Below are 23,797 nucleotides of genomic sequence, written 5' to 3'. Positions count from 1 at the left end.
TGCGGTGCCACAATCGGCCCAACAGTTTTAAGGCGCAAATTTTAATGCCATATGACTATAGACCATATCTATGTCGTTTCCAGTATGCATAAGTATATTTACCTTTTGATTACAGTTATTCAGAATTATCTAAACATCAGCTCATTTTCGTCAGTATATGCCTTCATTTTTCACAGGAAGTGTGCGCCCGCCCGCAAACTGGCATTCCCTTTGCGGAAAAAGTCTCTATCGCACATATGATTAAATGTCGACCCAAAGTGGTCGGATCACCTGCAAAAAAATAAAGAAGGAATGACCATGATCCTACGTAAAATTCTGGCAATGTCGTGCCTGCTGCTCCCGATAATGACCTCCGCGCATAACCTTGAAGTTAACCAACGGGTTCCGCCGGTAGGCATTGCCGATCGTGGCGAACTGATGCTGAATAAGGATGAGTTTAGCTATAAAAACTGGAATAGCGCGCAACTTGCAGGAAAAGTGCGCGTCCTGCTGCATATTGCCGGGCGAACGTCAGCAAAGGAGAAAAACGCCACGCTGATTGAAACGATTAAATCCGCCAGGCTTCCGCACGACAGATACCAGACGACCACAATTGTAAACACCGATGATGCGATCCCGGGCTCCGGTATGTTCGTGCGTAGCAGCATAGAAAGTAATAAAAAACTCTATCCATGGTCGCAATTTATTGTCGACAGCAATGGCATAGCGCGCAACGCCTGGCAGTTAAAAGAAGAGGGGTCCGCCGTCATCGTGCTTGACAAAGACGGTCGGGTTCAATGGGCGAAGGATGGCGCGTTAACCCAACAAGAGGTACAGCAGGTGGCCGACCTGCTGCATAAACTCCTCAGTAAATAGTCACCCGGAAGCCGGGGTTAAGGAACGATTCACGAGGGGTATAATCCAGCGTTTTTCCCTGCCAGTCGTGAACGTGCGCCCCGGCAGCAACGGCAATGGCATGACCAGCGGCAGTGTCCCAAACGTTGGTCGGCCCAAATCTGGGATAAAGCTGGGCCTGACCTTCCGCCACCAGACAAAACTTCAGCGAGGAGCCAATAGAGGTCGTCTGATGTTCGCCGAGCTGTTGGAGATATTCGATGAGTTCATCATCGGTATGCGAACGGCTAATCACCACCAGCGGCGGGCGGGCATCCCGAACCTGAATCTGCTTACGCACCCCGCACTCTTCTTTCCAGGCCTTACCATCCGCTGCGCAGTACATCACTTTCAGCACTGGCGCATAGACTACGCCCAGCACTGGCTTTCCCTGCTCAATCAATGCAATATTGACCGTAAATTCTCCATTACGCTTAATAAATTCTTTGGTGCCATCGAGTGGATCGACCAGCCAATAACGCTGCCAGTGCTGGCGCACTTCCCAGGCGGGCGGGTCTTCCTCTGAAAGCACCGGAATATCCGGCGTGAGCGTACGTAACCCTTCGAGAATCACGGTATGTGCGGCGATATCCGCCGCAGTGACTGGAGAATCGTCCTGCTTGCGGACGTACTCCATCGGTTTGGCTCCATCATAAACCTGCATAATGGCATCGCCCGCGTTCCGTGCAAGCTGGCATACTTGTTCTAACATTCTCCACCTCTTTATGACAGGGGCGTTAACTCGTTGTTTTACTTATACCCGATCGTTAAGGGTTCCGACAACTGTGATACTGTCTGCAGTTTTGATAATACGTTTCATGGCATGATTCACCGTTCTGTGAACAATCGCAAAAAACCTGTCAGATGGGGCGGTTCCGCCTTCTCCGGCCAGATCGATTGTCAACCCGATATCGGGTTTCACTGTTTGTCATCGCTATTTTTCACTATCCGGCTTCTATATTGCGTTCTTAAAAGGTGCCTCTGATGATTAAGTTTAGTGCAACGCTTCTGGCTACGCTGATCGCCGCCAGCGTGAATGCGGCCACCGTCGATCTCCGTATCATGGAAACTACTGATTTACATAGCAACATGATGGATTTCGATTATTACAAGGATACCGCAACCGAAAAATTCGGATTGGTACGTACCGCAAGTTTGATTCAAGCCGCCCGAGATGAAGTCAAAAACAGCGTGCTGGTGGATAACGGCGACCTGATTCAGGGGAGTCCTCTGGGCGATTATATGGCGGCAAAAGGGCTCAAAGAAGGTGATGTTCACCCGGTCTATAAAGCGCTCAACACTCTGGATTACGCGGTTGGAAACCTCGGCAACCATGAGTTTAATTATGGTCTGAACTATCTGCATAACGCGCTGGCCGGCGCGAAATTCCCTTACGTTAACGCCAATATTATCGACGTTAAAACCCAAAAGCCGCTCTTTACGCCTTATCTGATTAAAGAGACGAACGTTATTGATAAAGACGGCAACCCGCAAACCCTGAAAATAGGCTATATCGGCTTTGTGCCGCCGCAAATCATGATCTGGGATAAAGCGAATCTGAGCGGAAAAGTCACCGTAAATGACATCACGGAAACCGCCCGAAAATATGTGCCCGAAATGCGCGAGAAAGGCGCTGATATAGTGGTAGTAATTGCTCACTCAGGCCTTTCTGCCGATCCGTACCACAGCATGGCAGAAAACTCGGTTTATTACCTCAGCGAAGTTCCCGGCGTCGACGCTATTATGTTTGGCCACGCCCACGCCGTCTTCCCCGGTAAAGATTTTGCCAATATTAAAGGCGCGGATATCGCCAAAGGTACGCTTAACGGCATTCCTGCGGTAATGCCTGGCATGTGGGGCGACCATCTGGGAGTGGTCGATCTGGTGCTCAATAACGACAGCGGCAAATGGCAGGTTAGGCAGGCGAAAGCGGAAGCGCGGCCCATTTACGACGCCGCCGCTAAAAAGTCGCTGGCGGCGGAAGACAGTAAGCTGGTCGGTATTCTGAAAGCCGACCACGATGCCACCCGCGAGTTTGTCAGCAAGCCCATCGGCAAATCCGCCGATAACATGTACAGTTATCTTGCTCTGGTGCAGGACGATCCTACCGTACAGGTGGTGAATAATGCGCAAAAAGCGTATGTGGAACACTTTATTCAGGGCGATCCGGATCTGGCGAAACTGCCAGTGCTTTCCGCCGCCGCGCCGTTTAAAGTAGGGGGGCGTAAAAACGATCCTGCCAGCTTTGTCGAAGTGGAAAAAGGCCAGTTGACCTTCCGTAATGCCGCCGATCTTTATCTCTATCCGAATACGCTGGTGGTGGTGAAAGCCAGCGGCAAGGAGGTAAAAGAGTGGCTGGAATGCTCCGCCGGGCAGTTTAAGCAGATTGATATTCACAGCAACAAACCGCAATCGTTGATCAATTGGGATGGCTTTCGCACCTATAATTTCGATGTCATTGACGGCGTGAATTATCAAATCGATGTGTCACAGCCCGCCCGCTATGATGGCGAATGCCAGATGGTGAATCCGCAGGCGGAACGTATTAAAAACCTAACCTTTAACGGTAAGCCTGTCGACCCGAACGCTACGTTCCTGGTCGCCACGAATAACTATCGCGCTTACGGCGGCAAGTTTGCCGGCACTGGCGACAGCCATATCGCCTTTGCGTCTCCGGATGAAAATCGAGCCGTGCTGGCGGCATGGATTGGCGCAGAGTCAAAACGCGCGGGCGAAATCCATCCGGCGGCGGATAATAACTGGCGTCTGGCGCCAATCCACAGCAATACGGATCTGGATATCCGCTTTGAAACATCGCCAGCCGATAAAGCTGCCGCCTTCATCAAAGAGAAAGGACAGTATCCGATGAATAAGGTCGCCGCCGATGATATCGGTTTTGCCATTTATCAGGTGGATTTAAGCAAGTAATGTTAGTGCCGGATGGCGCTGCGCTTACTCGGCCTTGCTTGCCGAGTAAGCGCTAACAGCCATCTGGCTGACGGTCCCGCAACGCCAATACCTGTGGCAAATTCAGTTCTATCCAGTCCGCCAGCGCGGCGACTTTATCGCTCACCTGCTCGCCAAGCGGCGTCAGGCTGTACTCCACATGCGGCGGAGCAACTGGATATGACACCCGGTTGAGAAATCCGTCCTGCTCAAGCGCCTGTAACGACTGCGCCAGCATCTTTTCACTCACGCCCCCCATCTTGCGGCGCAGGTCGCTAAAACGGTGTGTACCATCGCGTAACGCCACCAGGATCAGTACGCCCCAGCGACTGGTGACATGTTTTAACACTTCACGGGACGGACACTGTTCAGCAAAGAGATTACCTTCGCGCAACCGCCGGGAAAGAGAATGAGCGCGCATTGATACTTACCTTTTTGTACGTACTTACTAAAAGTAAGCTTAGGTGGTAGCGTAATAAAACACAAGACTAACACAGAGGAGCTCACCATGATTGCTATCACCGGCGCAACGGGCCAACTGGGCCAACACGTTATTGAAAACCTGCTAAAAACGACGCTCGCCAGTCACCTCGTCGCGATTGTCCGTAACCCGAAAAAAGCCGCCCCTCTCAGTCAGCGCGGGATCGCCGTTCGCCAGGCGGATTACGCTAACGAAGCTGCGCTGACCACCGCCTTACAGGGCGTTGATAAACTGCTGCTCATTTCATCCAGCGAAGTGGGACAACGCACCGCGCAGCACCGCAACGTTATTCAGGCCGCCATTGCCGCGAAGGTGAAATTCATCGCCTATACCAGCCTGCTACATGCGGATAAATCGCCGCTGGCGCTCGCCGATGAACATATTGAAACTGAACAGATGCTGGCTGAGTCAGGTATTCCTCACACTTTATTACGTAACGGCTGGTATACGGAAAACTACCTGGCGAGCGTCCCTGCCGCGCTGAAGCGTGGCGTCTTTATTGGCGCGGCGGGAGAAGGGAAAATCGCCTCCGCAATGCGCGCTGACTATGCCGCCGCCGCCGCGCGCGTCATCAGTGAAGAGGGTCACGCCGGGAATGTTTACGAGCTAGCGGGTGATGACACCTGGACATTAAGCCAGTTGGCGGATGAACTTACTCATCAGAGCGGAAAAAAAATCGTCTACCAGAACCTGAGTGAAAGCGATTTTGCCGCCGCGCTGAAAGGCGCAGGCCTGCCTGACGGACTGGCGGATATGCTGGCCAATTCTGACATTGGCGCGGCGAAAGGCGGCCTGTTTGATGACAGCCATACGCTGCGTAAACTCATTGGTCGCCCGACGACGACGCTCACAGAAAGCCTTCGCTCTGTACTGTAAGTGTTAAAATTTAGTTAATTTATGTGGCATCCTCATAGACCTTCTCTGATAATGACGGAACGGTTTATGAGGAGAATCTGATGATTAGCGGCGTGCTATACGCCCTGCTGGCAGGGCTAATGTGGGGATTGATTTTCGTCGGCCCGTTAATCGTGCCGGATTACCCGGCCCTCTTACAGTCAATGGGACGCTATCTGGCGCTGGGGCTGATTGCCCTGCCGATTGCCTGGTTAGGCCGCACGCGGTTACGCCAGTTGACGCGCAAAGACTGGTCCACCGCCCTGTCGCTGACCCTGATGGGCAATTTAATCTATTACGCCTGCCTCGCCAGCGCCATTCAGCGAACCGGAGCGCCGGTTTCGACGATGATCATCGGGACGTTGCCGGTTGTCATTCCGGTTTTTGCTAACGTTCTCTATAGCCAACGAGACGGCAGATTATCCTGGCTACGCTTGGCCCCCGCGCTGGCGTTTATCGGTTTTGGTCTGCTGTGCGTCAATATTGCTGAGCTTAGTCAGGGGTTGTCCAATGTTAGCGGCTGGCGCTATGGTTCAGGCATTGTGCTGGCGCTGATTTCCGTAGCGTGCTGGGCATGGTATGCGCTGCGTAACGCCCGCTGGCTGCGGGAAAATCCCGACAAGCATCCCATGATGTGGGCAACGGCACAGGCGCTGGTCACACTGCCGGTCTCGTTAATCGGCTATGCGGCGGCCTGTCTGTGGTTGAGTATCCAGAAACCGATGTTTACCCTGCCCTTTGGCCCGCATCCCGCGCTGTTTATCGGTCTGATGATCGCCATCGCGGTGCTGTGTTCCTGGGTAGGCGCGCTGTGCTGGAATATCGCCAGTCAAAAATTACCCACCGTTATTTTAGGGCCGCTGATTGTTTTTGAAACGCTGGCGGGACTGCTCTATACCTTCATTCTGCGCCAGGAAATTCCCCCATTACTGACGGTAAGCGGTATTGCGCTCCTGGTAGCAGGCGTGGTCATTGCCGTGAGAGCGAAACCGAAAAAAGCGACCGTCGTTCCGGTCACGAAACGCTAATCTCATGCTGGCTTAACTCACACGTGCCCCGAAAGAGTTATAGCTCGCCCTTAAAGATACATTTAAAATACACCTTATATTATGGCAAATGAGGTAACGGCTATGGCTTATCGCGATCAACCTTTAGGCGAACTGGCGCTCTCTATTCCACGCGCATCGTCGCTGTTTCGCCAATACGATATGGATTACTGCTGCGGCGGTAAACAGACGCTGGCGCGCGCAGCCGCGCGTAACGACGTCGATATTGACGTCATTGAAGCGCAACTTGCGCAGCTCGCTGAACAGCCCATCGAAAAAGACTGGCGCGCCGTTCCGCTGGCGGACATTATTGACCATATCGTTGTGCGCTATCATGACAGACACCGCGAACAACTGCCGGAGCTTATCCTGCAGGCGACCAAAGTGGAACGCGTTCACGCTGATAAGCCAAACGTCCCGCGCGGCCTGACAAAATATCTCACCGCGCTGCATGAAGAGCTTTCCAGCCATATGATAAAAGAAGAACAGATCCTCTTCCCGATGATCAAACAGGGTATGGGTCGCCAGGCAACGGGCCCGATAAACGTAATGGAAAGCGAGCATGACGAAGCGGGAGAGTTGGTGGACGTCATCAAACACGTCACCCAAAATGTGACGCCGCCGCCGGAAGCCTGCACCACCTGGAAAGCGATGTATAACGGCATTAATGAGATGATTGATGATCTGATGGAGCACATCAGTCTGGAGAATAATGTGCTATTCCCACGCGCATTAGCCGGGGAATAGCTGTTGCCGGATAGCGATGACCAATCTGCAAGCCCGGTAAGCGCCAGCGCTACCGGGCAAGACCATTAACGCATTCCCGCCATCCGTTTCTTACCTATTAACAGCCAGCCTAAACCCAACGCAATAAACCACAGCGGCGTCACCATCAACGCCTGACGCGTATCGTCTTCCAGCGTCAGCAATACCAGCACGAATACAAAGAACGCCATGCAGACCCAACACATCAGCTTACCAAGCGGCATCTTATAGATGGATTTTTCATGCAGATGAGGACGCTTTTTGCGGTATGCCAGGTATGAACACAGAATAATGGTCCAGACAAACATAAACAGGATGGCTGAAACCGTAGTGATCATCGTGAATGCGCCAATCACGCTCGGGTTGACCATCAGCATAACCACGCCGCCCAGCAGACAGATACAGGAGAAGGTCAGCCCTTTCGCCGGTACCGCGCGTTTTGACAGCTTAGCGAACGCTTTCGGTGCTACTCCCTCTTGCGCCAGGCCAAACAGCATACGGCTGGTCGAGAAGACGCCGCTGTTGGCGGAAGACGCCGCCGAGGTCAGCACGACAAAGTTGATCACGCTCGCGGCGGCAGGGAGCCCCACTAGCATAAACAGCTCAACGAAAGGACTCTTATTCGGCACGACCGAACTCCACGGCGTCACGGACATAATGACGATCAGAGCAAAGACGTAGAACATGATGATACGAATCGGAATCGAGTTAATCGCACGCGGCAACGATTTTTCCGGATCTTTGGTTTCTGCAGCGGTGGTACCGACCAGCTCAATCCCTACAAAAGCGAAGACCGCAATCTGGAAACCGGCAAAAAACCCGCTGATGCCTTTCGGGAACCAGCCGCCGTCATTCCACAGATGCGCGAAAGACGCTTCAACGCCGGTCGGCGACTTAAAGTGCATCGCAATCATCACCAGCCCGACCACAATCAACGCCACGATGGCGACGATTTTGACCATAGCAAACCAAAATTCCATCTCACCAAACATTTTAACGGTGGCGAGATTGAGGCTTAGCAGCAGGATCACCACCGCCAGCGAGGCGACCCAATCCGAAAGACCGGGGAACCAGAACTGCGCGTAGGCGGTAATCGCCACCACGTCAGCCATACCGGTCACTACCCAGCAAAACCAGTACGTCCAGCCAGTGAAATATCCCGCCCAGGGGCCAAGCAGGTCTGAGGCAAAATCGCTAAACGATTTGTATTCCAGATTCGAGAGCAGCAACTCCCCCATTGCGCGCATGACGAAGAAAAGCATAAAGCCGATGATCATATAAACAAAGATGATCGACGGTCCGGCGAGACTGATCGTTTTACCCGATCCCATAAACAGACCAGTACCAATAGCGCCGCCGATGGCGATAAGCTGTATATGACGGTTTGTAAGATTGCGCCGTAGCGACTGTTCAGCCGTAGCCTGTTCGTCGGCTGCGACTTTTACCTGATCTACCATGTGTTTCTTCCTGTACCTGTCTGTGTTGTGCGGGCTCTACGGCCTTTTGTCTATGATACGACGATCCTGTTATCAGGACTCATCGATATTAGGTAAGAATCGGCGGGATGAATACTAAGATTTAAATATAATGTTAATTATATGTTTAAAATGAGTGTCATATCACTTTGGTAACGCGAATTAGCTCACAAAAATACACATAACGACGACATTTTCAAAATAAAATATCGACATTAGTCGAATCAAGCCTGTTCCCCTTCACCAGAAGAGGAACAGGAGTCGCTGCTTAGAGAATTTCCAGCAGCTCCACCTCAAACACCAGGGTGCTGAATGGCGGAATAGATGCCCCGGCCCCACGCTCGCCATAGGCCAGCTCCTGCGGGATCGTCAGCTCCCATTTGGAACCTACCGGCATCAGAGTCAGCGCTTCAATCCAGCCGGCGATCACGCCATTTACCGGGAATTCAGCCGGTTCGCCGCGCGCAACGGAGCTGTCAAATACGGTGCCATCAATAAGTTTACCGGTATAATGCACGCGCACGCGATCGGTACGCGCCGGAATCTCACCTTCGCCCTGCGTCAGAACGCGGAACTGCAAACCGGATTCGGTGCTGTTCACACCGTCTTTTTCGCGGTTTTCTTCCAGATATTTCACCCCTTCGGCCGCCATCGCTTTGAAACGCTCACGACGCACCGCGTCCGCACGTTCATGAATTTCACGCAGCGCACGATGCACCACATCAACAGGAACCGCCGGGTGTTTACCTTCCAGCGCATCAGCAATACCTGCAACCAGCGCTTCAGGCAACAGCCCTTCAAGACCGGATTCGCTGAGTTGCTGCCCTACCTGCAAACCAATGCCGTAGCTCGCTTGCGCTTCGATAGTGTCAAAAGTCGGGGTGGCCATTATTTTTCCTTTATCGGATAACAAAAAAGTAGCGGGCAGCATAACAGCCACGCTTCTTCTGGTAAAACGTTGTCTCAGGGAGGATGACAAATCGCAGGGAAAAAGAAACAATAGATTATCCGTATTGACGTCACGAAAGCGGATAGCACGACCAGTATCATAGTTAGCCATCTATACTCTATGATTAAGGAGCGAGATGCGGAGCAGGAGGTAAACCATGCCCGGGCACTTTGAACTAAAACCAACCCTGGCGAAAATCTGGCACGCGCCGGATAATTTTCGCATCTTGGAGCCACTGCCGCCGATGCATCGTCGTGGCATTATCATTGCCGCTATCGTAATGGTGATTGGTTTCTTGCTGCCTGCCAGTGAGACCAGCGATGTGCCTGTCGTCACGCGGGAAGCGCAATTGGATCTGCAATCGTCTTCCCGGGCGCCTGACGAAGCGCAGATTCAGGCGCAACTGGTCGCGCCGCAAAACGCTCCGGATCAGGCGGCGCCTGTTGCGCCTGAGCCTATCCAGGAGGGCCAACCGGAAGAACAAAGCCAACCGCAGACGCAACCTTTCCAGCAGGATAGCGGCATCGGCCAGCAGTGGCGCTCGTATCGGGTAGAGTCTGGTAAAACTCTGGCGCAACTGTTCCGCGATCACGGACTGCCCCCGACAGACGTTTATGCAATGGCGCAGGTAGAAGGCGCTGGCAAACCGCTGAGTAATCTCAAAAATGGTCAAATGATTAAAATTCGCCAGAATGCCAGCGGCGTGGTGACAGGTTTAACGATAGATGGCGATAATGGTCAGCAGGTGCTGTTTACGCGTCAGCCTGACGGCAGTTTTATTCGCGCGCAGTAACGCCGACTGCGCCTTACCCCGCCTACACCGCATTCGTTCAGGTGAAGCATTACCGCTTCGCCTGATTTACCCACCAGATCCCTGAACATACCAGCACCAGCGCAACCATGTATTTCCACTGCAGAATATTCTCGCCGAGAAAAATAGCTGAAAGAGTCGCGCCGGACACCGGGATCAGAAAGTTAAACGGCGCAATCATCCCCACGCGATTATATTTGAGTAAAATGCTCCATAGCGCAAAAGCGACCGACGAGAGCAGCGTCAGGTAGCCCAAAATCGCCACCGACGAGAAGCCATGTATCGTCAGCGTACCGCCAAAAACGTAACCGCCAATGACCAGTACCAGACCGCCAATCCCCAATTGATAGCCAGTCATGACCATCGGATCGACCGTCTGCGAGAGCCGTTTACCATACAACGTGGCCACAGAAAGAATAAACGCCGCCAGTACTACGGAGCCCTCTCCCGGCAGATTAAAGCTGAAATCCAGGCCGCTACTGACGTTCACCGCCATGACGCCCGCAAAGCCCAGAATACAGCCGAGCGTTTTGTTGTAGCTCAGTCGGTCGTTCTGATAAATAAAGTGCGCCAGCAAAACGCTGAAGAATGTGCCCGTGGCGTTCATGATTGAGCCTTTCACGCCAGTGGTGAACGCGAGGCCGATATAGAAAAAGAGATATTGCAGCGACGTCTGGGTCAGCCCCAGTAACGTCAACTGACCAAACTGGCGCGGGCGAAACCGGCCAATCGGTTTACGCTGAAGCAGAGCGAACAGTAGCAGCAACCCACCCGCAAACAAAAAACGATAACCAGCAAAAACAATTTTAGAAGGGATATCGTCGGTGGCTATCTGAAAGAGGTCATAACCGCTTTTGATGGCCGGATAGGCGCTGCCCCACAGCAGGCAACAAAATGCGGCACACAAATAAACGACGTTTTTGCGGGCAAACGGAGAGGCCTGGCGTTGGGTATCCATTCTGTCACCAAGAAATTAAAATAATGTTTTATTTTTTGATTATCGCGAAAAGAGGGGGAGATAGCCAGTCGAAAAACGATAGGGTAAAAAAAGCAAAACGCCGGCGCTGGGCCGACGTTTCGTTGCTAGCAAAAACGAGAATGACTGATTACTCAGCAACCACGTTGATGATAACTTTAGCGAATACTTCGCTGTGAACCTGGAAGTTCACTTCGTGTTCACCAGTGGTACGCAGAACGCCGTTCGGCAGACGAACTTCGCTCTTAGCCACGTCAACGCCAGCCGCAGTAACAGCGTCAGCGATGTCGCGAGTACCGATGGAACCGAACAGTTTACCTTCGTCGCCTGCTTTAGACGCGATAGTAACGGTTTCCAGGGCGTTGATTTTCTCTGCGCGTGCATTTGCAGCAGCCAGAACGTCAGCCAGTTTAGCTTCCAGTTCAGCGCGACGTGCTTCGAAGTATTCAACGTTTTTCTTGGTAGCCGGAACAGCTTTACCCTGTGGTACCAGGAAGTTACGAGCATAGCCCGCTTTAACGTTAACCTGATCACCCAGGCTACCCAGGTTTGCTACTTTATCAAGCAGAATAACTTGCATTACCTTATCCTCTCAAAGTCGTATTAATGGACCGTGACCGATTACTGATGGCGATCAGTGTACGGCAGCAGAGACAGGTAGCGAGCGCGTTTGATAGCGCGAGCCAGCTGACGCTGGTATTTTGCACGGGTACCGGTGATACGGCTTGGGACAATCTTACCGCTTTCGGTGATGTAGTTTTTCAGCGTAGCGATATCTTTATAGTCGATCTCTTGAACGCCTTCCGCGGTGAAACGGCAGAACTTGCGACGACGGAAATAACGTGCCATATGGCTAGTCTCCAGAATCTATCAATTCAATCTGCTCGGCATGCAGAACCATTTTGCTCAGACCGTTCTTTGCCTTATGGCAAGAGATAAACCCCTGAACGGTTATGCGGCTGCCGACCGTTATACTGTGAGTAATGGCCTGGTTTTCGTGTCCGCTAACAATAACGGGCATTTGGCACCATGCCTGCCGGTGAAAGCCGGCTTCCTCTTGCACAGAACGATGCTCAAGCATGAACTGGCAATGCGGAATTCCTGATGGACTGACCTTTCGAAGGGGGGCCCTGCACACGGTGCCGGACAACGCCAGACGGTTGGTCATCAGAAATTACTCTTCAGAATCCCCAGCTTCAGCATCATCTGCGGTTTCGTTAGCGAAATCATCGCGACGCTCACGGCGCTCGTCTTTCGCTTTAACCATCGGAGAGGCTTCGGTAACAGCGTGCTTAGTACGCATAACCATGCTGCGGATAACGGCATCGTTGAAGCGGAAGGTAGTTTCCAGCTCATCGATAACTTCCTGCGGCGCTTCAACGTTCATCAGAACATAGTGCGCTTTGTGCAGTTTGTTGATCGGGTAAGCCAGCTGACGGCGGCCCCAGTCTTCCAGACGGTGGATCTTGCCTTCTGCGCCAGTGATGGCGGCAGAGTAACGCTCGATCATGCCCGGAACCTGTTCGCTCTGGTCAGGATGGACCATAAAAACGATTTCGTAATGACGCATCGAATTGCTCCTTACGGATTATTCAGCCTCCTGTCTGGGTCAGCCGCGGCCCATGGAGGCAAGGAACGTGTTAAAGGTCGGCTGAAAAATGACGCGTTATAATACTGGCGCCTGCGGGCAAACTCAAGGTGATTGTACAATTATTTATCGTGCCGAACGTAACGCCTATCCCGTCGCATTTTGCTGCTGAGATATTAACTTCATATCGCACACCACTATAAACGGCCTGTTCCGGCAGAGAAATTGACACTGTGGTCAGCGCACTTTTTTGCCACACAGGGTTTCTTAAACATAGCGGCATACATCAACGGGTTGTTAATCAGGCAAAAAACGACAATGCGATAATTTTTTGAACAACAGCATCAGAAAAGGTCGCCATCTCTGCGGCGGGTTATGGTTAAAATTAAACCAGAAGCGATTCACTAACGGGAGATATCGCCAACCAGACCGCGCTGCTGAGGAGGTACACTATGCGAGCCCGGATAATGCTATTTCTGGCTGCGCTTTTGCTTAGCGTAACGGCAACGGCAGCCATCGAGTTAAATAATCACCAGGCCAGAAATATGGATGATGTGCGCAGCTTAGGCGTGATCTACATCAACCATCACTTCGCCACGGAAAGTGAAGCCCATCTGGCGCTGAATGAAGGGGCCGAAGCGCGAAACGCAATGTATTATCACGTCATACTTATCCGGGAACCGGGTAGCAACGGCAATATACACGCCAGCGCGGATATTTATCGCTAGCATCAGGAAAACCAACGAAAAAGCCATAGTTTGATTTGCCCCCTGAACAGGGGGCTTTTTTCTCTGAAAGATGGCTCCGGAATTAGACCTGTGACATCCCGATAATATTCACATTCCGGAGCACATATTTCACTTTTGTCCGTAATACGCATTCGGGCCATGCTTACGCATGAAGTGTTTATTCATCAAATAATCGTCGATGGGATTGAGGTCAGGGTTAATACCGCGGGCAATCCACGCCATTCGCGCAACTTCTTCCATGACGACCGCGTTATGTACCGCATCGTGCGCATCTTTCCCCCAAGCGAACGGCCCGTGTTGATACACCACAATGCCTGGCGTATGCAGCGGTTCCACGTCACCCAGCGTTTCGATAATCACCTTGCCGGTGTTTAGCTCATATTCGCCCTGCACTTCCTCTTCGCTTAACGCTCGGGTACAGGGAATATCGCCAAAGAAGTAGTCGGCATGGGTCGTACCCAGCGCCGGAATCGCCTTCCCTGCCTGCGCCCATGCCGTGGCGTGGGTTGAATGGGTATGAACGACGCCGCCAAGCGACGGATAACGTTGATACAGCGCCAGATGGGTAGCGGTATCGGAAGAAGGACGATAACGCCCTTCCACTACTTTGCCATCCATATCTACCACCACCATGTCATCTACTTTCATGGTTTCATAGGCGACACCGCTTGGCTTAATCGCCACCAGTCCGCGTTGGCGATCGATAGCGCTGACGTTGCCCCAGGTAAACGTCACCAGTCCGTAACGGGGCAAATCCATATTAGCGTCAAATACCTGCTGCTTGAGCTTTTGCATTAGGCGGCCTCCACCAGACCAACGCTGGCCATGCGCGCTTTCACCCAGTCACGCGCTTTCGCTACCTCTGCTGCCGGGTTCTCTGCTGTTTCGCTCCACATCTCAATCAGGTATGGCCCGCAATACCCACTCTGCCTGAGCGTTGCAAAACAGCGTTCGAAATCGACAACGCCTTCGCCAAACGGCACATTCTTGAATACGCCGGGTTTAGCATCTTTGACGTGTACCGCGACGATATGGCCTATTCCGGCCTGCAGTTCCATCTGTACATCGTTATCCCATGCCGACAAGTTGCCGATATCCGGATAGAGCTGGAACCACGGGTTGTTCAGATAATGGGCGTAACCCAGCGCTTTACTGATGGAGTTCATCAATGGATAGTCCATGATCTCCATCGCCAGCGTCACCTGGGCACGGCTGGCCATATCAACGCTCTCTTTTAACCCATCGCGGAAGCGGCTGCGCGTTTCATCGTTGGCCTGCTGATAGTAAACGTCGTACCCCGCCAGTTGAATGACGCGAATCCCGACGTCTTGCGCAAACTGAATCGCTTTACGCATAATCTCCAGCCCCTGCGCCCGCACCGCGTCATCTTCGCTACCGAGCGGAAAACGACGATGCGCGCTCAGGCACATGGACGGCACGCGTACGCCGGTTTCAGCAACCGCGTTCACCAGCGCCAGACGCTGCTCGCGACTCCAGTCAAGCCGCGCCAGGCGGGCGTCGGTCTCATCTACCGACATTTCGACGAAGTCAAAACCCAGCGTTTTGGCCAACCGCAGGCGCTCCAGCCAGCACTCCCCGGCAGGGAGCGCTTTTTCATAGATGCCGAGCGGAATTTGTTTCGACAACATAGCCGCTCCTTAGCCCCACAACTGGGCAATGGAGCGTTTGAACTGACGCGCGGCTTCTACCGGAGATTCGGCATCGCGAATGCTACGGCCCGCGATAAAGACATGAATCGGGATGCCTTTGAACAGCGGCAGATCTTCCAGCGCCAGGCCGCCGGTCACGGTCACTTTAAAGCCCATATCAGACAAGCGTTTGATCGCGGTGATATCCGCCTCGCCCCACGCCACGCCTGCGGCCTGCGCATCGCGGCTACGGTGATAAACGACCTGCCCAATGCCCGCATCGCGCCACTGCTGCGCTTGTTCCCAGGTCCAGTAGCCTGTCAGTTCGATCTGCACGTCGCCATTGAACTCTTTCGCCACATCCAGCGCGCCTTTCGCGGTATTGATATCGGCGCAGCAAATGACTGTTACCCAGTCTGCATTGGCTTCGAAACACATACGGGAGAGGATTTTACCGGCATCGGCAATTTTAGCGTCCGCCAACACGATTTTATGCGGATAGAGCGCTTTCAGGTCGCGAACGGCACGTACGCCTTCGCCAACGCACAGAATAGTGCCCACTTCGATAATATCCACCTCTTCGGCAATCAGGCGGGTGGTTTCATAGGCGCTATCCATGGTCTGGTTATCCAGAGCGACCTGCAGCATCGGTAATGACATTTTGTTTCTCCCTTAAACAGCCGCCGCAGTGGCGTTATCAATTAAATCCAGTACATCCTGCTCGGTGCGGCAGGCGCGTAAACGGTCAAAATTGGCTTCATCTTCAAACAGATTGACGATCTGCATGATGCCCACTTCCTGATGGGTATTCGCGTCGACTGCCGCCATGGTGATCAGAATATCGACCGGATCGTTATCTTCGTGGTTAAACGCCAGCGGCTTTTTCAGCGTCACCAGAGCAAAACCGGTTTTCTTGACCCCTTCTTCCGGGCGGCCATGCGGCATCGCCAGGCCGGGGGCAATCACAAAATAGGGGCCAAACTGCTCAACGCCATCGAGAATGGCCTGGTAATAGCGCGGCTCCACCACGTCGGCAGCCACCAGCAAATCGACGCCGATCTTGACAGCTTCTTGCCAGGTGTCGGCTTCCGCCTGTAAACGAATGGAATGGTTTTGCGCCAGCGAATCACGTAATTTCATGTTGCGTCCTTACTTCTTCACGTCCTGTGGAAAATGCGCTCTGATCACTTCCAGCAGTTTTGGGCCAAAGTCAGCGGGCGATAGCATGTTACGCACGCCAACCACATATTTGTTGCCCGTCACGCTGATTTCGCCTGCAATGTGGGTGGAAGCGATGATGATGTCCGCGCCGTTCAGCTCACTTTTGTACTCGCCCACCGCGCAGCTATTTACCGTGTGGTCGATATTGGACTGGGTTAAAAACTGATCCACTTTCATTTTCATGATCATGGAACTGCCTTGCCCATTGCCACATACAGCCAGAATACGTACGGTCATAATCCAAACTCCTTATTGAGCAGAAACCTCTGCCAGTTGCTTTTCTGCATCTTCTTCAGCACGCAGCGCGCGTCCTGCGAAGACCATATAAACCAGTGCAATGACGATGATGACGGCTATAAAGACGATGCCTAGGGAGAAGAAGCCCTGCATCATCGGCGGCGCCAGAATCGACCAGTCCGCCATGCCCATCCAGGCGCTCATACCGGTGAGTTTTACCGCCCAGACGCAGCCAAAAATTTCAATCATACCCATCACCAGACAAATCTTGAGCGCCGCGCGCCAGCCGCCAAAGTGGTTGGCAAAGACGCCGATGGTCGCGTTAGAGAAGAACATCGGAATGAAACCAGGAATGATCAGAATGGAAGAACCGCAACCGACCAGGATGCCAACGGCAATCAGTTGTCCGATGGTGCCCCACATAAAACCCCAGACCACAGCGTTAGGCGCGAAGCTATAAATAGCGGCGCAGTCAATCGCCAGTACCGCGCCCGGAATCAGACGCTGGGAGATACCGTTAAAGGCCTCAGAAAGTTCGGCGACGAACATACGCACGCCCTGAGTAATGATGAAAATCGCCACGGCGAACGAGAAGCCGGTTTGCAGGATATAGATTGTCCAGTGGGTTTTACCCGCCATCGCCTGTACGGTATCGATACCAAAGGAGAGTAGGATCGCACCAAAGAAAATAGTCATCACAATCGCCGTAGAGACGATGTTGTCGTGGAAGATATTCAGCCAGCCCGGCAGTTTGAGATCTTCAACGCTCTCCTCTTTTTTGCCCAGATATGGCGCAACCTTGTAGGCAATCCAGGAAGCAAATTGCTGCTGGTGGCCAATAGAGAAACCGCAGCCATCGGTCACTTCCTGGGTGGGCTTATACATCATGTTGGAGGTGATGCCCCAGTACAGGGAAACCAGTATCGCCGTGCAGATAATGGTGGTCCACATGGAATAGCCGAAGATATAGAAAGAGACCGCAATCAGCCCCACCTGCTGGAACATGATGTGTCCGGTCAACATGATGGTGCGAATACCGGTAATGCGTCGCAACAAGACGTAACAAATATTCAGCGCCAGCGCGAGTAATACCGCGTAGCCTACCCAACTATACGCATCCCCCATCCGTTCGATCGTTGCCATCATCGAAGCATAGGTATCGGAAATCGCGCCGTTGATGCCATAGACCTCGGACATCTTCTCCACTACAGGCTTAAAGGTGCTGGTCAGAATACCGGACCCGGCCTGTAGCAGCATGAAGCCAATGATGGTTTTGATCGTTCCTTTGATGACCACGCTGACGCTTTTGCGCAGCAGGATATAGCCCAGACAGGTCACAATACCCAGTAATAGCGGGGCATTGGTCATTACCTGATTGAAGAAAACGGTAAAGATGTTGTAGAGGATCTCCATAACGATCTCCGGTAGACAAGGTTGCTGAGTCGCAGGCGCTCAGGATAGTGTCCCTTCACTGTAATTTTCAAAAGTAATCACGACAAGATTGAATTTGATTAAATGTGACGTAGCGCGCAAATAATTAGCGCACTTAATACATGGTTTACTTATAGATAACTCGTTTTTTCATTAAAATAAGTAAAATCATAAAGATATATACATCCACATGACGCCAGACCAGATTAAATTTTCTCCAGACTGCGTTCTCACCTGCCAAAAAGTCAAAAAATAGCCCATTGCCTTCTTGAAAAAATAGTGTCAGGATTAATCAAAACAAATCATAATCTGAACTATTTTGAACAAACATGAAGGTAAATGCGATGAGTAAAGTACAAAGCATCACGCGTGAATCATGGATTCTGAGCACGTTTCCGGAGTGGGGAAGCTGGCTGAATGAAGAGATTGAGCAAGAGCAGGTCGCGCCGGGCACGTTCGCCATGTGGTGGCTGGGCTGTACCGGTATCTGGCTAAAATCTGAAGGCGGTACTAACGTATGCGTCGATTTCTGGTGCGGTACCGGTAAACAAAGCCACGGTAATCCGCTGATGAAAACCGGCCATCAGATGCAGCGTATGGCCGGCGTCAAAAAATTACAGCCTAACCTGCGTACCACGCCGTTTGTTCTCGATCCTTTCGCTATCCGTCAGGTTGACGCCATACTGGCGACCCATGACCATAACGATCACATTGACGTCAATGTGGCGGCGGCCGTAATGCAGAATTGCGCCGATGATGTTCCGTTTATCGGCCCGCAGACCTGTGTGGACTTATGGGTTGGCTGGGGCGTCCCGAAAGAACGCTGCATCGTGGTAAAACCGGGCGATGTGGTGAAAGTAAAAGATATTGAAATTCATGCGCTTGATGCTTTTGACCGTACCGCATTAATCACACTGCCCGCCGATCAGAAAGCCGCAGGCGTACTGCCGGACGGCATGGATGTACGCGCGGTTAACTATCTGTTTAAAACGCCAGGCGGCAGTCTCTATCACAGCGGCGATTCTCACTACTCCAACTATTACGCGAAACACGGCAACGAGCATCAAATCGATGTCGCGCTTGGTTCCTACGGCGAAAACCCACGCGGTATTACGGATAAAATGACCAGCGCGGATATTCTACGCATGGCGGAATCGCTGAATACCAAAGTAGTGATCCCGTTCCATCACGATATCTGGTCGAACTTCCAGGCCGATCCGCAGGAGATCCGCGTGCTATGGGAAATGAAGAAAGATCGCCTGAAGTATGGTTTTAAACCGTTTATCTGGCAGGTTGGCGGCAAGTTTACCTGGCCGCTGGATAAAGACAATTTCGAATACCACTATCCGCGCGGTTTTGACGATTGCTTTACGATTGAGCCCGATCTACCGTTTAAATCCTTCCTGTGAGTCGATATCATGCCGGGATTACCCGGCATTTTTTCCCATTTACTTTAGTATTTCCAGGCTATTTCAAATATCATCTTTTCAAATCAATTTGTATCGGAATAGCTCATGACTGAAGCACAAAGACATCAGATACTGCTGGATATGCTGGCACAGTTGGGCTTTGTTACCGTCGAAAACGTGATTGAGCGTCTGGGGATCTCCCCGGCGACAGCGCGCCGTGACATCAACAAGCTCGACGAAAGCGGCAAACTTAAAAAAGTTCGCAACGGCGCAGAGGCCATCACTCAACAGCGGCCTCGCTGGACGCCGATGAATCTGCACCAGGCACAAAACCACGATGAAAAAGTGCGCATTGCGAAAGCGGCGTCGCAACTGGTGAATCCGGGTGAAAGCGTGGTGATTAACTGTGGCTCCACCGCCTTCCTGTTAGGGCGTGAAATGTGCGGGAAGCCGGTACAGATCATTACCAACTATCTGCCGCTGGCGAATTACCTGATCGATCAAGAGCATGAAAGCGTAATTATCATGGGCGGTCAGTACAACAAAAGCCAGTCAATTACCCTGAGCCCGCAGGGAAGTGAAAACAGTCTCTATGCTGGCCACTGGATGTTTACCAGCGGAAAGGGCTTAACTGCGGATGGTCTGTATAAAACCGATATGCTGACCGCCATGGCGGAACAAAAAATGCTCAGTGTAGTCGGGAAACTGGTCGCGCTGGTCGATAGCAGTAAAATTGGGGAACGCGCGGGAATGTTATTCAGCCGCGCCGATCAGATAGATATGCTGATTACCGGCAAAAATGCCAATCCGGAGGTTTTACAACAATTGGAAGCCCAGGGCGTGAGCATACTCCGCGTTTAAAGATGCTGTCGGAAAAACGTTACCGTCGCCGACAACGCTTCTGGCGTAATGCGGTGCCGGACGCCTGCGGCCCACAAACAGGTCACATGCTTATCCAGCTTCGCCCCGGCGAGTGCCTGCTGGAGCCGGAAGGTTTCGATAGCAGGCACCACGTCATCCTCCTGACCGTGCCACAACAGAAGCGGCCTGTCGGCCAGTCGCTCCAACTGGTGCGTAACTTCCCATTCACGCAGCGGCGCAATGATATTGTCGAATTCCGCCTGCTGCGCCGGGTTCTGCGGGGATAGCGGCGGGAAAAGCGTCCGGGCAAGCTCGGTAAAATAGCCTGACCCCATTAAACTGGCGCCGCATTTTACCTCACGGTGACGTGTCATAATGCCCAGCGCCGTCATACCGCCCATGGAAGCGCCGCCTACCGCCAGACGATCGTCAGGCAGCCAGTTTTCCGCCTGAATCGCCGCACGTAACGTCGCAAACTCCTGCATGTTTTGCTGCAGAATTTGCCAGAATCGGTGTATCCGTCCCTGTGAGTCGCCGCCGAAGCGAGCCCCATGTTCCGGCGCATCCGGCATGATCACCCGGAACCCTGCCTGCGCCAGGGCAACGGCAAAATAACTATAAACCAGGCTGGAGGAAGTGAAGCCATGATAGAACACCACACAGGGAAGCGGCGCGTCGCGGTTCCCTTCCGGGAAGGCGTGCAATACAGCGCGCCCGGCTAATTGTCGTGTTTCAATCGCTATCATTATTCTCTCCTTTTTATCCGGTATGCCACGGAGAAATACTTAACGCAAGTTTATGGATAGCGCAATAATTCATAATGTTTGAGAACTGGGTTACGCTTTCGCAACATTTTCATTCGAAAATCGCGTGACAGGTAACACTTCGGGAACATTCCCCCTAAAGGGAAATCAATAAGGCATTACACTATGATTATCAGGAAACGAGATAGAGTTATGCGTCGGTTTGCTTCATTAATAGCAGCACTGTTATTAAGCGCGTGTAGCGTGCTGCAAGGTACGCCGCAACCTGCGCCGCCTGTCGCCGATCACCCGCAGGAAATCCGTCGCGATCAAACGCAGGGACTACAGCGGATGGGAACCGTAAGCGCGCTGGTTCGGGGTTCCCCGGATGATGCAATAGATGAAATCCGCGCAAAAGCCGTCGCTGCGAAAGCCGATTATTACGTTATCTTAATGGTGGATGAAACGGTTGTAACCGGACAGTGGTATTCACAAGCCATTTTATATCGTCAATAACAGTAGATTGATTTTTAGTCAGTTTTACATTGCTTTGCGCCCCTATGCGTTTACCTGTGCACAATACACAAACAGGTTTACCGTGATGGAGCGTCCTGTTAACTGCGGGATATGTAATAAGGAGCTGACGATGAAACAAGAACTTGCCTTATCCTCACTGCTGCTTTCTGCCGGACTGGTGAGTACGACGGCACAGTCTGCCGAATTCGCCAGTGCTGACTGCGTAACCGGTCTGAATGAAATCGGCCTGATCTCGGTCAGTAATGTTGCAGGAAACCCACAGGATGTAGAGCGGATTATCGCCCTGAAAGCCGATGAACAGGGTGCGTCCTGGTACAGAATTATTCAAATGTATGAAGAACAACAGCCGGATAACTGGCGCGTACAGGCGATACTCTACGCCTGACTCGCGACGGAAGGCGGCTACCTCTTATTCGGCCTGTTGCGGTCTCATCCGGATCAGGTCGACACGTTCGCGTTGCCGGGTCAAATATTACCGCAATCCCCCTGTTGCCCGTAACAGTAAATCATTTTGCACCTGTGCGGACAACGGCATTTCGCCGCGCGTGTCCAGCATCATCTGACACCACGCCTGCGCCAGCGGCGGCGAGGCATGACGAAGCATTTCCGCCCCGCATCCCAGCAAGAAAAGCTGCTGCGTAATCTCTCTGCCCATGACTTCGTCCGGTTTGCGTAAACGTTGCTGTAGCTGGCGTACCGCACGGTCATAATGGCGATCCTGACCTTTGACTTCCGCAAAAACTTCACCCAACACGTCATAGACGCCATGTTGTTTTGTCAGCACCCGGAGTACATCCAGGCACATGATATTGCCGGAACCTTCCCAGATGCTGTTCACCGGCATTTCACGGTACAGACGCGGGAGTTCGCTCTCTTCGCAATACCCCATCCCGCCGAGAACCTCCATCGCTTCAGCCACAAAAGGAATTCCCTGCTTACAGATGGCGAATTTCGCCGCCGGTGTCAATAATCGCGCCCATAATGCCTCTTTCGCCTCGCTACGTTGCTCCCAGGCGCGCGCCAGCCGAAACAAAAGCGCCGTCTGCCCCTCCAGGCATAACGCCATACGGCTTAAGGTTTGCCGCATCAACGGTTGATCGATCAGCGGCTTACCAAAAGCCTGACGCTGATGAGCATGGTAAATCGCGACTGAAAACGCGCGTCGCATTAAGCCATGACTCCCAAGCGCGCAGTCAAAACGCGTCATACCGCCCATCTTTAAGATATGCCGAATCCCTTCCCCCTCTTCTCCCAGCAGCCAGCCAACAGCATCCTGAAACTCCACTTCGGCGCTAGCATTAGAGCGATTACCCAGTTTATCTTTCAGACGCTCAAGACGAACAGCGTTCCGTTGCCCGTCAGGCAGAAAACGCGGCACAAAGAAACAGGATACCCCCCCCTTTGCCTGCGCCAGCACCAGGTGCGCATCGCTTTGTGGTACAGAGAAAAACCATTTATGCCCCACCAGCCGATATGAACCATCCGCCAGTCGATCCGCGCGGGTTGTATTACTGAGCACGTCAGAGCCGCCCTGCTTTTCCGTCATCCCCATACCGATGAGCAGACCTCGTTTTTGCCCGCCCGGCAGCAAATGCGAATCGTAACGATCGCTGCGCAGCGGCGCGAGCCAGTCGTGGAATGTGGCGGGAAGCATCTGCAATAGCAACGGAGTCGCGGCAAAGGTCATCGTGACAGGACAGAGTGTTCCCGCTTCTACCTGAGCATGTAATACAAAACGCGCCGCCCTGGCGACAAAACTCCCCGCCCTTGCGTCCTCCGTCCAAGACAGATTATGTACCCGATTAGCGCAAAGTCCCTGCATCAGCAGATGCCAGGCGGGATGAAAGCGAACATCATCCAGACGCTGTCCCTGTGGATCATAACGCTGCAACTCAGGAGGATACGCGTTCGCCAGACGTCCCAGTTCCAGTGATTCCGCCGTTCCCAGTTGCTGGCCAATACTGGCGAGAAGGTCGCTGTCCCATCCCGCGCCTTCGCGGGAAACCGCTTCACACAGCGCGCCATCAGACAGGAATAAGTTACTGTTATTGAGCGGAGTCGGTTGATTAAAAACGGTATGTGTTTGCCAGGGCATGGTGTCTCCCTCCTTCAATGGCGGTGAAGTCAAGTATGGTCATGACCGCGCCATTAACGCC

The 23,797-nt window shown here is 52.5% G+C and carries 29 protein-coding genes; 11 read left to right on the top strand and 18 right to left on the bottom strand.

The window, feature by feature from the left end; all coding sequences use genetic code 11:
• Positions 1–297: 297 nt before the first annotated feature.
• Positions 298–855 carry a YtfJ family protein gene (locus F4V61_RS14965; protein ID WP_038397080.1) on the top strand — a complete coding sequence of 186 codons (558 nt, stop codon included), beginning with the start codon at positions 298–300 and terminating at the stop codon, positions 853–855.
• Here F4V61_RS14965 and cysQ read toward each other — a convergent pair.
• Complete coding sequence (gene cysQ, locus F4V61_RS14960; protein ID WP_058819176.1) at positions 845–1,585, bottom strand: 3'(2'),5'-bisphosphate nucleotidase CysQ; 741 nt, start codon at positions 1,583–1,585, stop codon at positions 845–847. The genes F4V61_RS14965 and cysQ overlap by 11 nt on opposite strands.
• 272 nt (positions 1,586–1,857) lie before the next feature.
• Here cysQ and cpdB point away from each other — a divergent pair, with 272 nt between their 5' ends.
• Positions 1,858–3,801, top strand: a complete 1,944-nt coding sequence (cpdB, locus tag F4V61_RS14955; protein ID WP_038397082.1) for a 2',3'-cyclic-nucleotide 2'-phosphodiesterase — start codon at positions 1,858–1,860, stop codon at positions 3,799–3,801.
• Positions 3,802–3,853: 52 nt separating this feature from the next.
• Here the strand turns inward: cpdB and F4V61_RS14950 are convergent, their stop codons facing one another.
• Positions 3,854–4,240 carry a winged helix-turn-helix transcriptional regulator gene (locus F4V61_RS14950; RefSeq protein WP_079828000.1) on the bottom strand — a complete coding sequence of 129 codons (387 nt, stop codon included), beginning with the start codon at positions 4,238–4,240 and terminating at the stop codon, positions 3,854–3,856.
• A gap of 87 nt (positions 4,241–4,327) precedes the next feature.
• Here F4V61_RS14950 and F4V61_RS14945 point away from each other — a divergent pair, with 87 nt between their 5' ends.
• The 3 genes from F4V61_RS14945 to ytfE all read left to right on the top strand — a co-directional run bounded on the left by F4V61_RS14945 (position 4,328) and on the right by ytfE (position 6,987).
• A complete protein-coding gene (locus tag F4V61_RS14945) occupies positions 4,328–5,176 on the top strand; it encodes an SDR family oxidoreductase (protein ID WP_079827998.1) in 849 nt (282 codons plus the stop codon).
• A gap of 80 nt (positions 5,177–5,256) precedes the next feature.
• On the top strand, positions 5,257–6,222 hold the full coding sequence (locus F4V61_RS14940; protein ID WP_058344569.1) for a DMT family transporter: 966 nt from the start codon (positions 5,257–5,259) through the stop codon (positions 6,220–6,222).
• A gap of 102 nt (positions 6,223–6,324) precedes the next feature.
• A complete protein-coding gene (ytfE, locus tag F4V61_RS14935; protein WP_000331477.1) occupies positions 6,325–6,987 on the top strand; it encodes an iron-sulfur cluster repair protein YtfE in 663 nt (220 codons plus the stop codon).
• 65 nt (positions 6,988–7,052) lie between these two features.
• On the opposite strand, the gene cycA is transcribed toward ytfE, so the two are convergent.
• Both cycA and fklB read right to left on the bottom strand, forming a co-directional pair.
• Positions 7,053–8,462, bottom strand: coding sequence for a D-serine/D-alanine/glycine transporter (cycA, locus tag F4V61_RS14930; protein ID WP_000228329.1), 1,410 nt, complete (start codon positions 8,460–8,462; stop codon positions 7,053–7,055).
• A gap of 286 nt (positions 8,463–8,748) precedes the next feature.
• Complete coding sequence (gene fklB / locus F4V61_RS14925; protein ID WP_000235162.1) at positions 8,749–9,369, bottom strand: FKBP-type peptidyl-prolyl cis-trans isomerase; 621 nt, start codon at positions 9,367–9,369, stop codon at positions 8,749–8,751.
• Between the two features lie 217 nt (positions 9,370–9,586).
• On the opposite strand from fklB, the gene F4V61_RS14920 reads away from it, so the two are divergent.
• Positions 9,587–10,222 carry a LysM-like peptidoglycan-binding domain-containing protein gene (locus F4V61_RS14920; RefSeq protein WP_001117717.1) on the top strand — a complete coding sequence of 212 codons (636 nt, stop codon included), beginning with the start codon at positions 9,587–9,589 and terminating at the stop codon, positions 10,220–10,222.
• A 49-nt stretch (positions 10,223–10,271) separates the two neighbouring features.
• Here the strand turns inward: F4V61_RS14920 and F4V61_RS14915 are convergent, their stop codons facing one another.
• The 6 genes from F4V61_RS14915 to F4V61_RS14890 all read right to left on the bottom strand — a co-directional run bounded on the left by F4V61_RS14915 (position 10,272) and on the right by F4V61_RS14890 (position 13,063).
• Positions 10,272–11,198, bottom strand: a complete 927-nt coding sequence (locus F4V61_RS14915; protein ID WP_080161072.1) for a DMT family transporter — start codon at positions 11,196–11,198, stop codon at positions 10,272–10,274.
• A 148-nt stretch (positions 11,199–11,346) separates the two neighbouring features.
• The gene (rplI, locus tag F4V61_RS14910) at positions 11,347–11,796 is read right to left on the bottom strand and encodes a 50S ribosomal protein L9 (RefSeq protein ID WP_001196065.1); all 450 of its coding nucleotides are present in this window, start codon (positions 11,794–11,796) and stop codon (positions 11,347–11,349) included.
• Positions 11,797–11,837: 41 nt separating this feature from the next.
• Positions 11,838–12,065, bottom strand: coding sequence for a 30S ribosomal protein S18 (gene rpsR, locus F4V61_RS14905; RefSeq protein ID WP_000135199.1), 228 nt, complete (start codon positions 12,063–12,065; stop codon positions 11,838–11,840).
• 4 nt (positions 12,066–12,069) lie between these two features.
• Positions 12,070–12,384 (bottom strand): primosomal replication protein N, encoded by a 315-nt coding sequence (gene priB, locus F4V61_RS14900; RefSeq protein ID WP_038397084.1) that lies wholly within the window; start codon positions 12,382–12,384, stop codon positions 12,070–12,072.
• A gap of 6 nt (positions 12,385–12,390) precedes the next feature.
• A complete protein-coding gene (rpsF, locus tag F4V61_RS14895) occupies positions 12,391–12,786 on the bottom strand; it encodes a 30S ribosomal protein S6 (protein WP_001216673.1) in 396 nt (131 codons plus the stop codon).
• Positions 12,787–12,856: 70 nt separating this feature from the next.
• Entirely contained in the window at positions 12,857–13,063 is a 207-nt protein-coding gene (locus F4V61_RS14890; RefSeq protein ID WP_077916586.1) for a hypothetical protein, read from the bottom strand.
• 193 nt (positions 13,064–13,256) lie between these two features.
• Between F4V61_RS14890 and yjfY the strand changes: the two genes are divergently transcribed.
• Complete coding sequence (gene yjfY, locus F4V61_RS14885; RefSeq protein ID WP_038397086.1) at positions 13,257–13,532, top strand: DUF1471 family protein YjfY; 276 nt, start codon at positions 13,257–13,259, stop codon at positions 13,530–13,532.
• 129 nt (positions 13,533–13,661) lie between these two features.
• Here yjfY and F4V61_RS14880 read toward each other — a convergent pair whose 3' ends face one another.
• From F4V61_RS14880 to ulaA, 6 genes are read right to left on the bottom strand one after another with little or no spacing between them, the layout of a single operon-like run.
• Positions 13,662–14,348: an L-ribulose-5-phosphate 4-epimerase gene (locus tag F4V61_RS14880; RefSeq protein WP_038397087.1), complete on the bottom strand. Its 687-nt coding sequence runs from the start codon at positions 14,346–14,348 to the stop codon at positions 13,662–13,664.
• The gene (locus F4V61_RS14875) at positions 14,348–15,202 is read right to left on the bottom strand and encodes an L-ribulose-5-phosphate 3-epimerase (protein ID WP_058344566.1); all 855 of its coding nucleotides are present in this window, start codon (positions 15,200–15,202) and stop codon (positions 14,348–14,350) included. The genes F4V61_RS14880 and F4V61_RS14875 overlap by 1 nt, the downstream gene beginning before the upstream one ends.
• A gap of 9 nt (positions 15,203–15,211) precedes the next feature.
• Positions 15,212–15,862: a 3-keto-L-gulonate-6-phosphate decarboxylase UlaD gene (gene ulaD / locus F4V61_RS14870; RefSeq protein WP_000056750.1), complete on the bottom strand. Its 651-nt coding sequence runs from the start codon at positions 15,860–15,862 to the stop codon at positions 15,212–15,214.
• 12 nt (positions 15,863–15,874) lie between these two features.
• Positions 15,875–16,342, bottom strand: a complete 468-nt coding sequence (ulaC, locus tag F4V61_RS14865; RefSeq protein WP_080152581.1) for a PTS ascorbate transporter subunit IIA — start codon at positions 16,340–16,342, stop codon at positions 15,875–15,877.
• A 9-nt stretch (positions 16,343–16,351) separates the two neighbouring features.
• Positions 16,352–16,660: a PTS ascorbate transporter subunit IIB gene (gene ulaB, locus F4V61_RS14860; protein WP_000218354.1), complete on the bottom strand. Its 309-nt coding sequence runs from the start codon at positions 16,658–16,660 to the stop codon at positions 16,352–16,354.
• Between the two features lie 12 nt (positions 16,661–16,672).
• Positions 16,673–18,073 carry a PTS ascorbate transporter subunit IIC gene (gene ulaA / locus F4V61_RS14855; RefSeq protein WP_038397090.1) on the bottom strand — a complete coding sequence of 467 codons (1,401 nt, stop codon included), beginning with the start codon at positions 18,071–18,073 and terminating at the stop codon, positions 16,673–16,675.
• Between the two features lie 362 nt (positions 18,074–18,435).
• Here ulaA and ulaG point away from each other — a divergent pair, with 362 nt between their 5' ends.
• Positions 18,436–19,500, top strand: coding sequence for an L-ascorbate 6-phosphate lactonase (gene ulaG, locus F4V61_RS14850; protein WP_038397091.1), 1,065 nt, complete (start codon positions 18,436–18,438; stop codon positions 19,498–19,500).
• A 105-nt stretch (positions 19,501–19,605) separates the two neighbouring features.
• On the top strand, positions 19,606–20,361 hold the full coding sequence (gene ulaR / locus F4V61_RS14845; protein ID WP_000133621.1) for an HTH-type transcriptional regulator UlaR: 756 nt from the start codon (positions 19,606–19,608) through the stop codon (positions 20,359–20,361).
• On the opposite strand, the gene yjfP is transcribed toward ulaR, so the two are convergent.
• Positions 20,358–21,107: an esterase gene (gene yjfP / locus F4V61_RS14840; RefSeq protein ID WP_000560314.1), complete on the bottom strand. Its 750-nt coding sequence runs from the start codon at positions 21,105–21,107 to the stop codon at positions 20,358–20,360. The two genes, ulaR and yjfP, sit on opposite strands and share 4 nt — an antisense overlap.
• A 183-nt stretch (positions 21,108–21,290) precedes the next feature.
• On the opposite strand from yjfP, the gene bsmA reads away from it, so the two are divergent.
• On the top strand, positions 21,291–21,620 hold the full coding sequence (gene bsmA / locus F4V61_RS14835; protein WP_000586836.1) for a biofilm peroxide resistance protein BsmA: 330 nt from the start codon (positions 21,291–21,293) through the stop codon (positions 21,618–21,620).
• A 130-nt stretch (positions 21,621–21,750) separates the two neighbouring features.
• Positions 21,751–22,026, top strand: coding sequence for a DUF1471 family protease activator YjfN (yjfN, locus tag F4V61_RS14830; RefSeq protein WP_001664967.1), 276 nt, complete (start codon positions 21,751–21,753; stop codon positions 22,024–22,026).
• Between the two features lie 87 nt (positions 22,027–22,113).
• On the opposite strand, the gene F4V61_RS14825 is transcribed toward yjfN, so the two are convergent.
• The gene (locus tag F4V61_RS14825; RefSeq protein ID WP_080152580.1) at positions 22,114–23,736 is read right to left on the bottom strand and encodes an isovaleryl-CoA dehydrogenase; all 1,623 of its coding nucleotides are present in this window, start codon (positions 23,734–23,736) and stop codon (positions 22,114–22,116) included.
• Positions 23,737–23,797 lie beyond the last annotated feature (61 nt).

This window comes from Salmonella enterica subsp. arizonae (genome assembly GCF_008692845.1).
Taxonomy (GTDB): Bacteria; Pseudomonadota; Gammaproteobacteria; order Enterobacterales; family Enterobacteriaceae; genus Salmonella; species Salmonella arizonae.
The sequence above is the reverse complement of the archived record's forward strand: the minus strand, read 5'-3'. Positions and strand labels throughout refer to the sequence as shown.

Bases quoted from the DNA above. Each gene is read 5' to 3' on its own strand.
- F4V61_RS14965 (WP_038397080.1), top strand. From the start codon at position 298: ATGATCCTACGTAAAATTCTGGCAATGTCGTGCCTGCTGCTCCCGATA.
- F4V61_RS14915 (WP_080161072.1), bottom strand. From the start codon at position 11,198: ATGGATACCCAACGCCAGGCCTCTCCGTTTGCCCGCAAAAACGTCGTT.
- yjfP (WP_000560314.1), bottom strand. From the start codon at position 21,107: ATGATAGCGATTGAAACACGACAATTAGCCGGGCGCGCTGTATTGCAC.
- rpsR (WP_000135199.1), bottom strand. From the start codon at position 12,065: ATGGCACGTTATTTCCGTCGTCGCAAGTTCTGCCGTTTCACCGCGGAA.
- yjfN (WP_001664967.1), top strand. From the start codon at position 21,751: ATGAAACAAGAACTTGCCTTATCCTCACTGCTGCTTTCTGCCGGACTG.
- F4V61_RS14825 (WP_080152580.1), bottom strand. From the start codon at position 23,736: ATGCCCTGGCAAACACATACCGTTTTTAATCAACCGACTCCGCTCAAT.
- priB (WP_038397084.1), bottom strand. From the start codon at position 12,384: ATGACCAACCGTCTGGCGTTGTCCGGCACCGTGTGCAGGGCCCCCCTT.
- fklB (WP_000235162.1), bottom strand. From the start codon at position 9,369: ATGGCCACCCCGACTTTTGACACTATCGAAGCGCAAGCGAGCTACGGC.
- ulaB (WP_000218354.1), bottom strand. From the start codon at position 16,660: ATGACCGTACGTATTCTGGCTGTATGTGGCAATGGGCAAGGCAGTTCC.
- ulaC (WP_080152581.1), bottom strand. From the start codon at position 16,342: ATGAAATTACGTGATTCGCTGGCGCAAAACCATTCCATTCGTTTACAG.
- F4V61_RS14940 (WP_058344569.1), top strand. From the start codon at position 5,257: ATGATTAGCGGCGTGCTATACGCCCTGCTGGCAGGGCTAATGTGGGGA.
- F4V61_RS14920 (WP_001117717.1), top strand. From the start codon at position 9,587: ATGCCCGGGCACTTTGAACTAAAACCAACCCTGGCGAAAATCTGGCAC.
- bsmA (WP_000586836.1), top strand. From the start codon at position 21,291: ATGATTATCAGGAAACGAGATAGAGTTATGCGTCGGTTTGCTTCATTA.
- yjfY (WP_038397086.1), top strand. From the start codon at position 13,257: ATGCGAGCCCGGATAATGCTATTTCTGGCTGCGCTTTTGCTTAGCGTA.
- F4V61_RS14945 (WP_079827998.1), top strand. From the start codon at position 4,328: ATGATTGCTATCACCGGCGCAACGGGCCAACTGGGCCAACACGTTATT.
- ulaG (WP_038397091.1), top strand. From the start codon at position 18,436: ATGAGTAAAGTACAAAGCATCACGCGTGAATCATGGATTCTGAGCACG.
- cysQ (WP_058819176.1), bottom strand. From the start codon at position 1,585: ATGTTAGAACAAGTATGCCAGCTTGCACGGAACGCGGGCGATGCCATT.
- rplI (WP_001196065.1), bottom strand. From the start codon at position 11,796: ATGCAAGTTATTCTGCTTGATAAAGTAGCAAACCTGGGTAGCCTGGGT.
- ulaD (WP_000056750.1), bottom strand. From the start codon at position 15,862: ATGTCATTACCGATGCTGCAGGTCGCTCTGGATAACCAGACCATGGAT.
- F4V61_RS14950 (WP_079828000.1), bottom strand. From the start codon at position 4,240: ATGCGCGCTCATTCTCTTTCCCGGCGGTTGCGCGAAGGTAATCTCTTT.
- ulaA (WP_038397090.1), bottom strand. From the start codon at position 18,073: ATGGAGATCCTCTACAACATCTTTACCGTTTTCTTCAATCAGGTAATG.
- cycA (WP_000228329.1), bottom strand. From the start codon at position 8,462: ATGGTAGATCAGGTAAAAGTCGCAGCCGACGAACAGGCTACGGCTGAA.
- F4V61_RS14880 (WP_038397087.1), bottom strand. From the start codon at position 14,348: ATGCAAAAGCTCAAGCAGCAGGTATTTGACGCTAATATGGATTTGCCC.
- rpsF (WP_001216673.1), bottom strand. From the start codon at position 12,786: ATGCGTCATTACGAAATCGTTTTTATGGTCCATCCTGACCAGAGCGAA.
- ulaR (WP_000133621.1), top strand. From the start codon at position 19,606: ATGACTGAAGCACAAAGACATCAGATACTGCTGGATATGCTGGCACAG.
- F4V61_RS14875 (WP_058344566.1), bottom strand. From the start codon at position 15,202: ATGTTGTCGAAACAAATTCCGCTCGGCATCTATGAAAAAGCGCTCCCT.
- ytfE (WP_000331477.1), top strand. From the start codon at position 6,325: ATGGCTTATCGCGATCAACCTTTAGGCGAACTGGCGCTCTCTATTCCA.
- cpdB (WP_038397082.1), top strand. From the start codon at position 1,858: ATGATTAAGTTTAGTGCAACGCTTCTGGCTACGCTGATCGCCGCCAGC.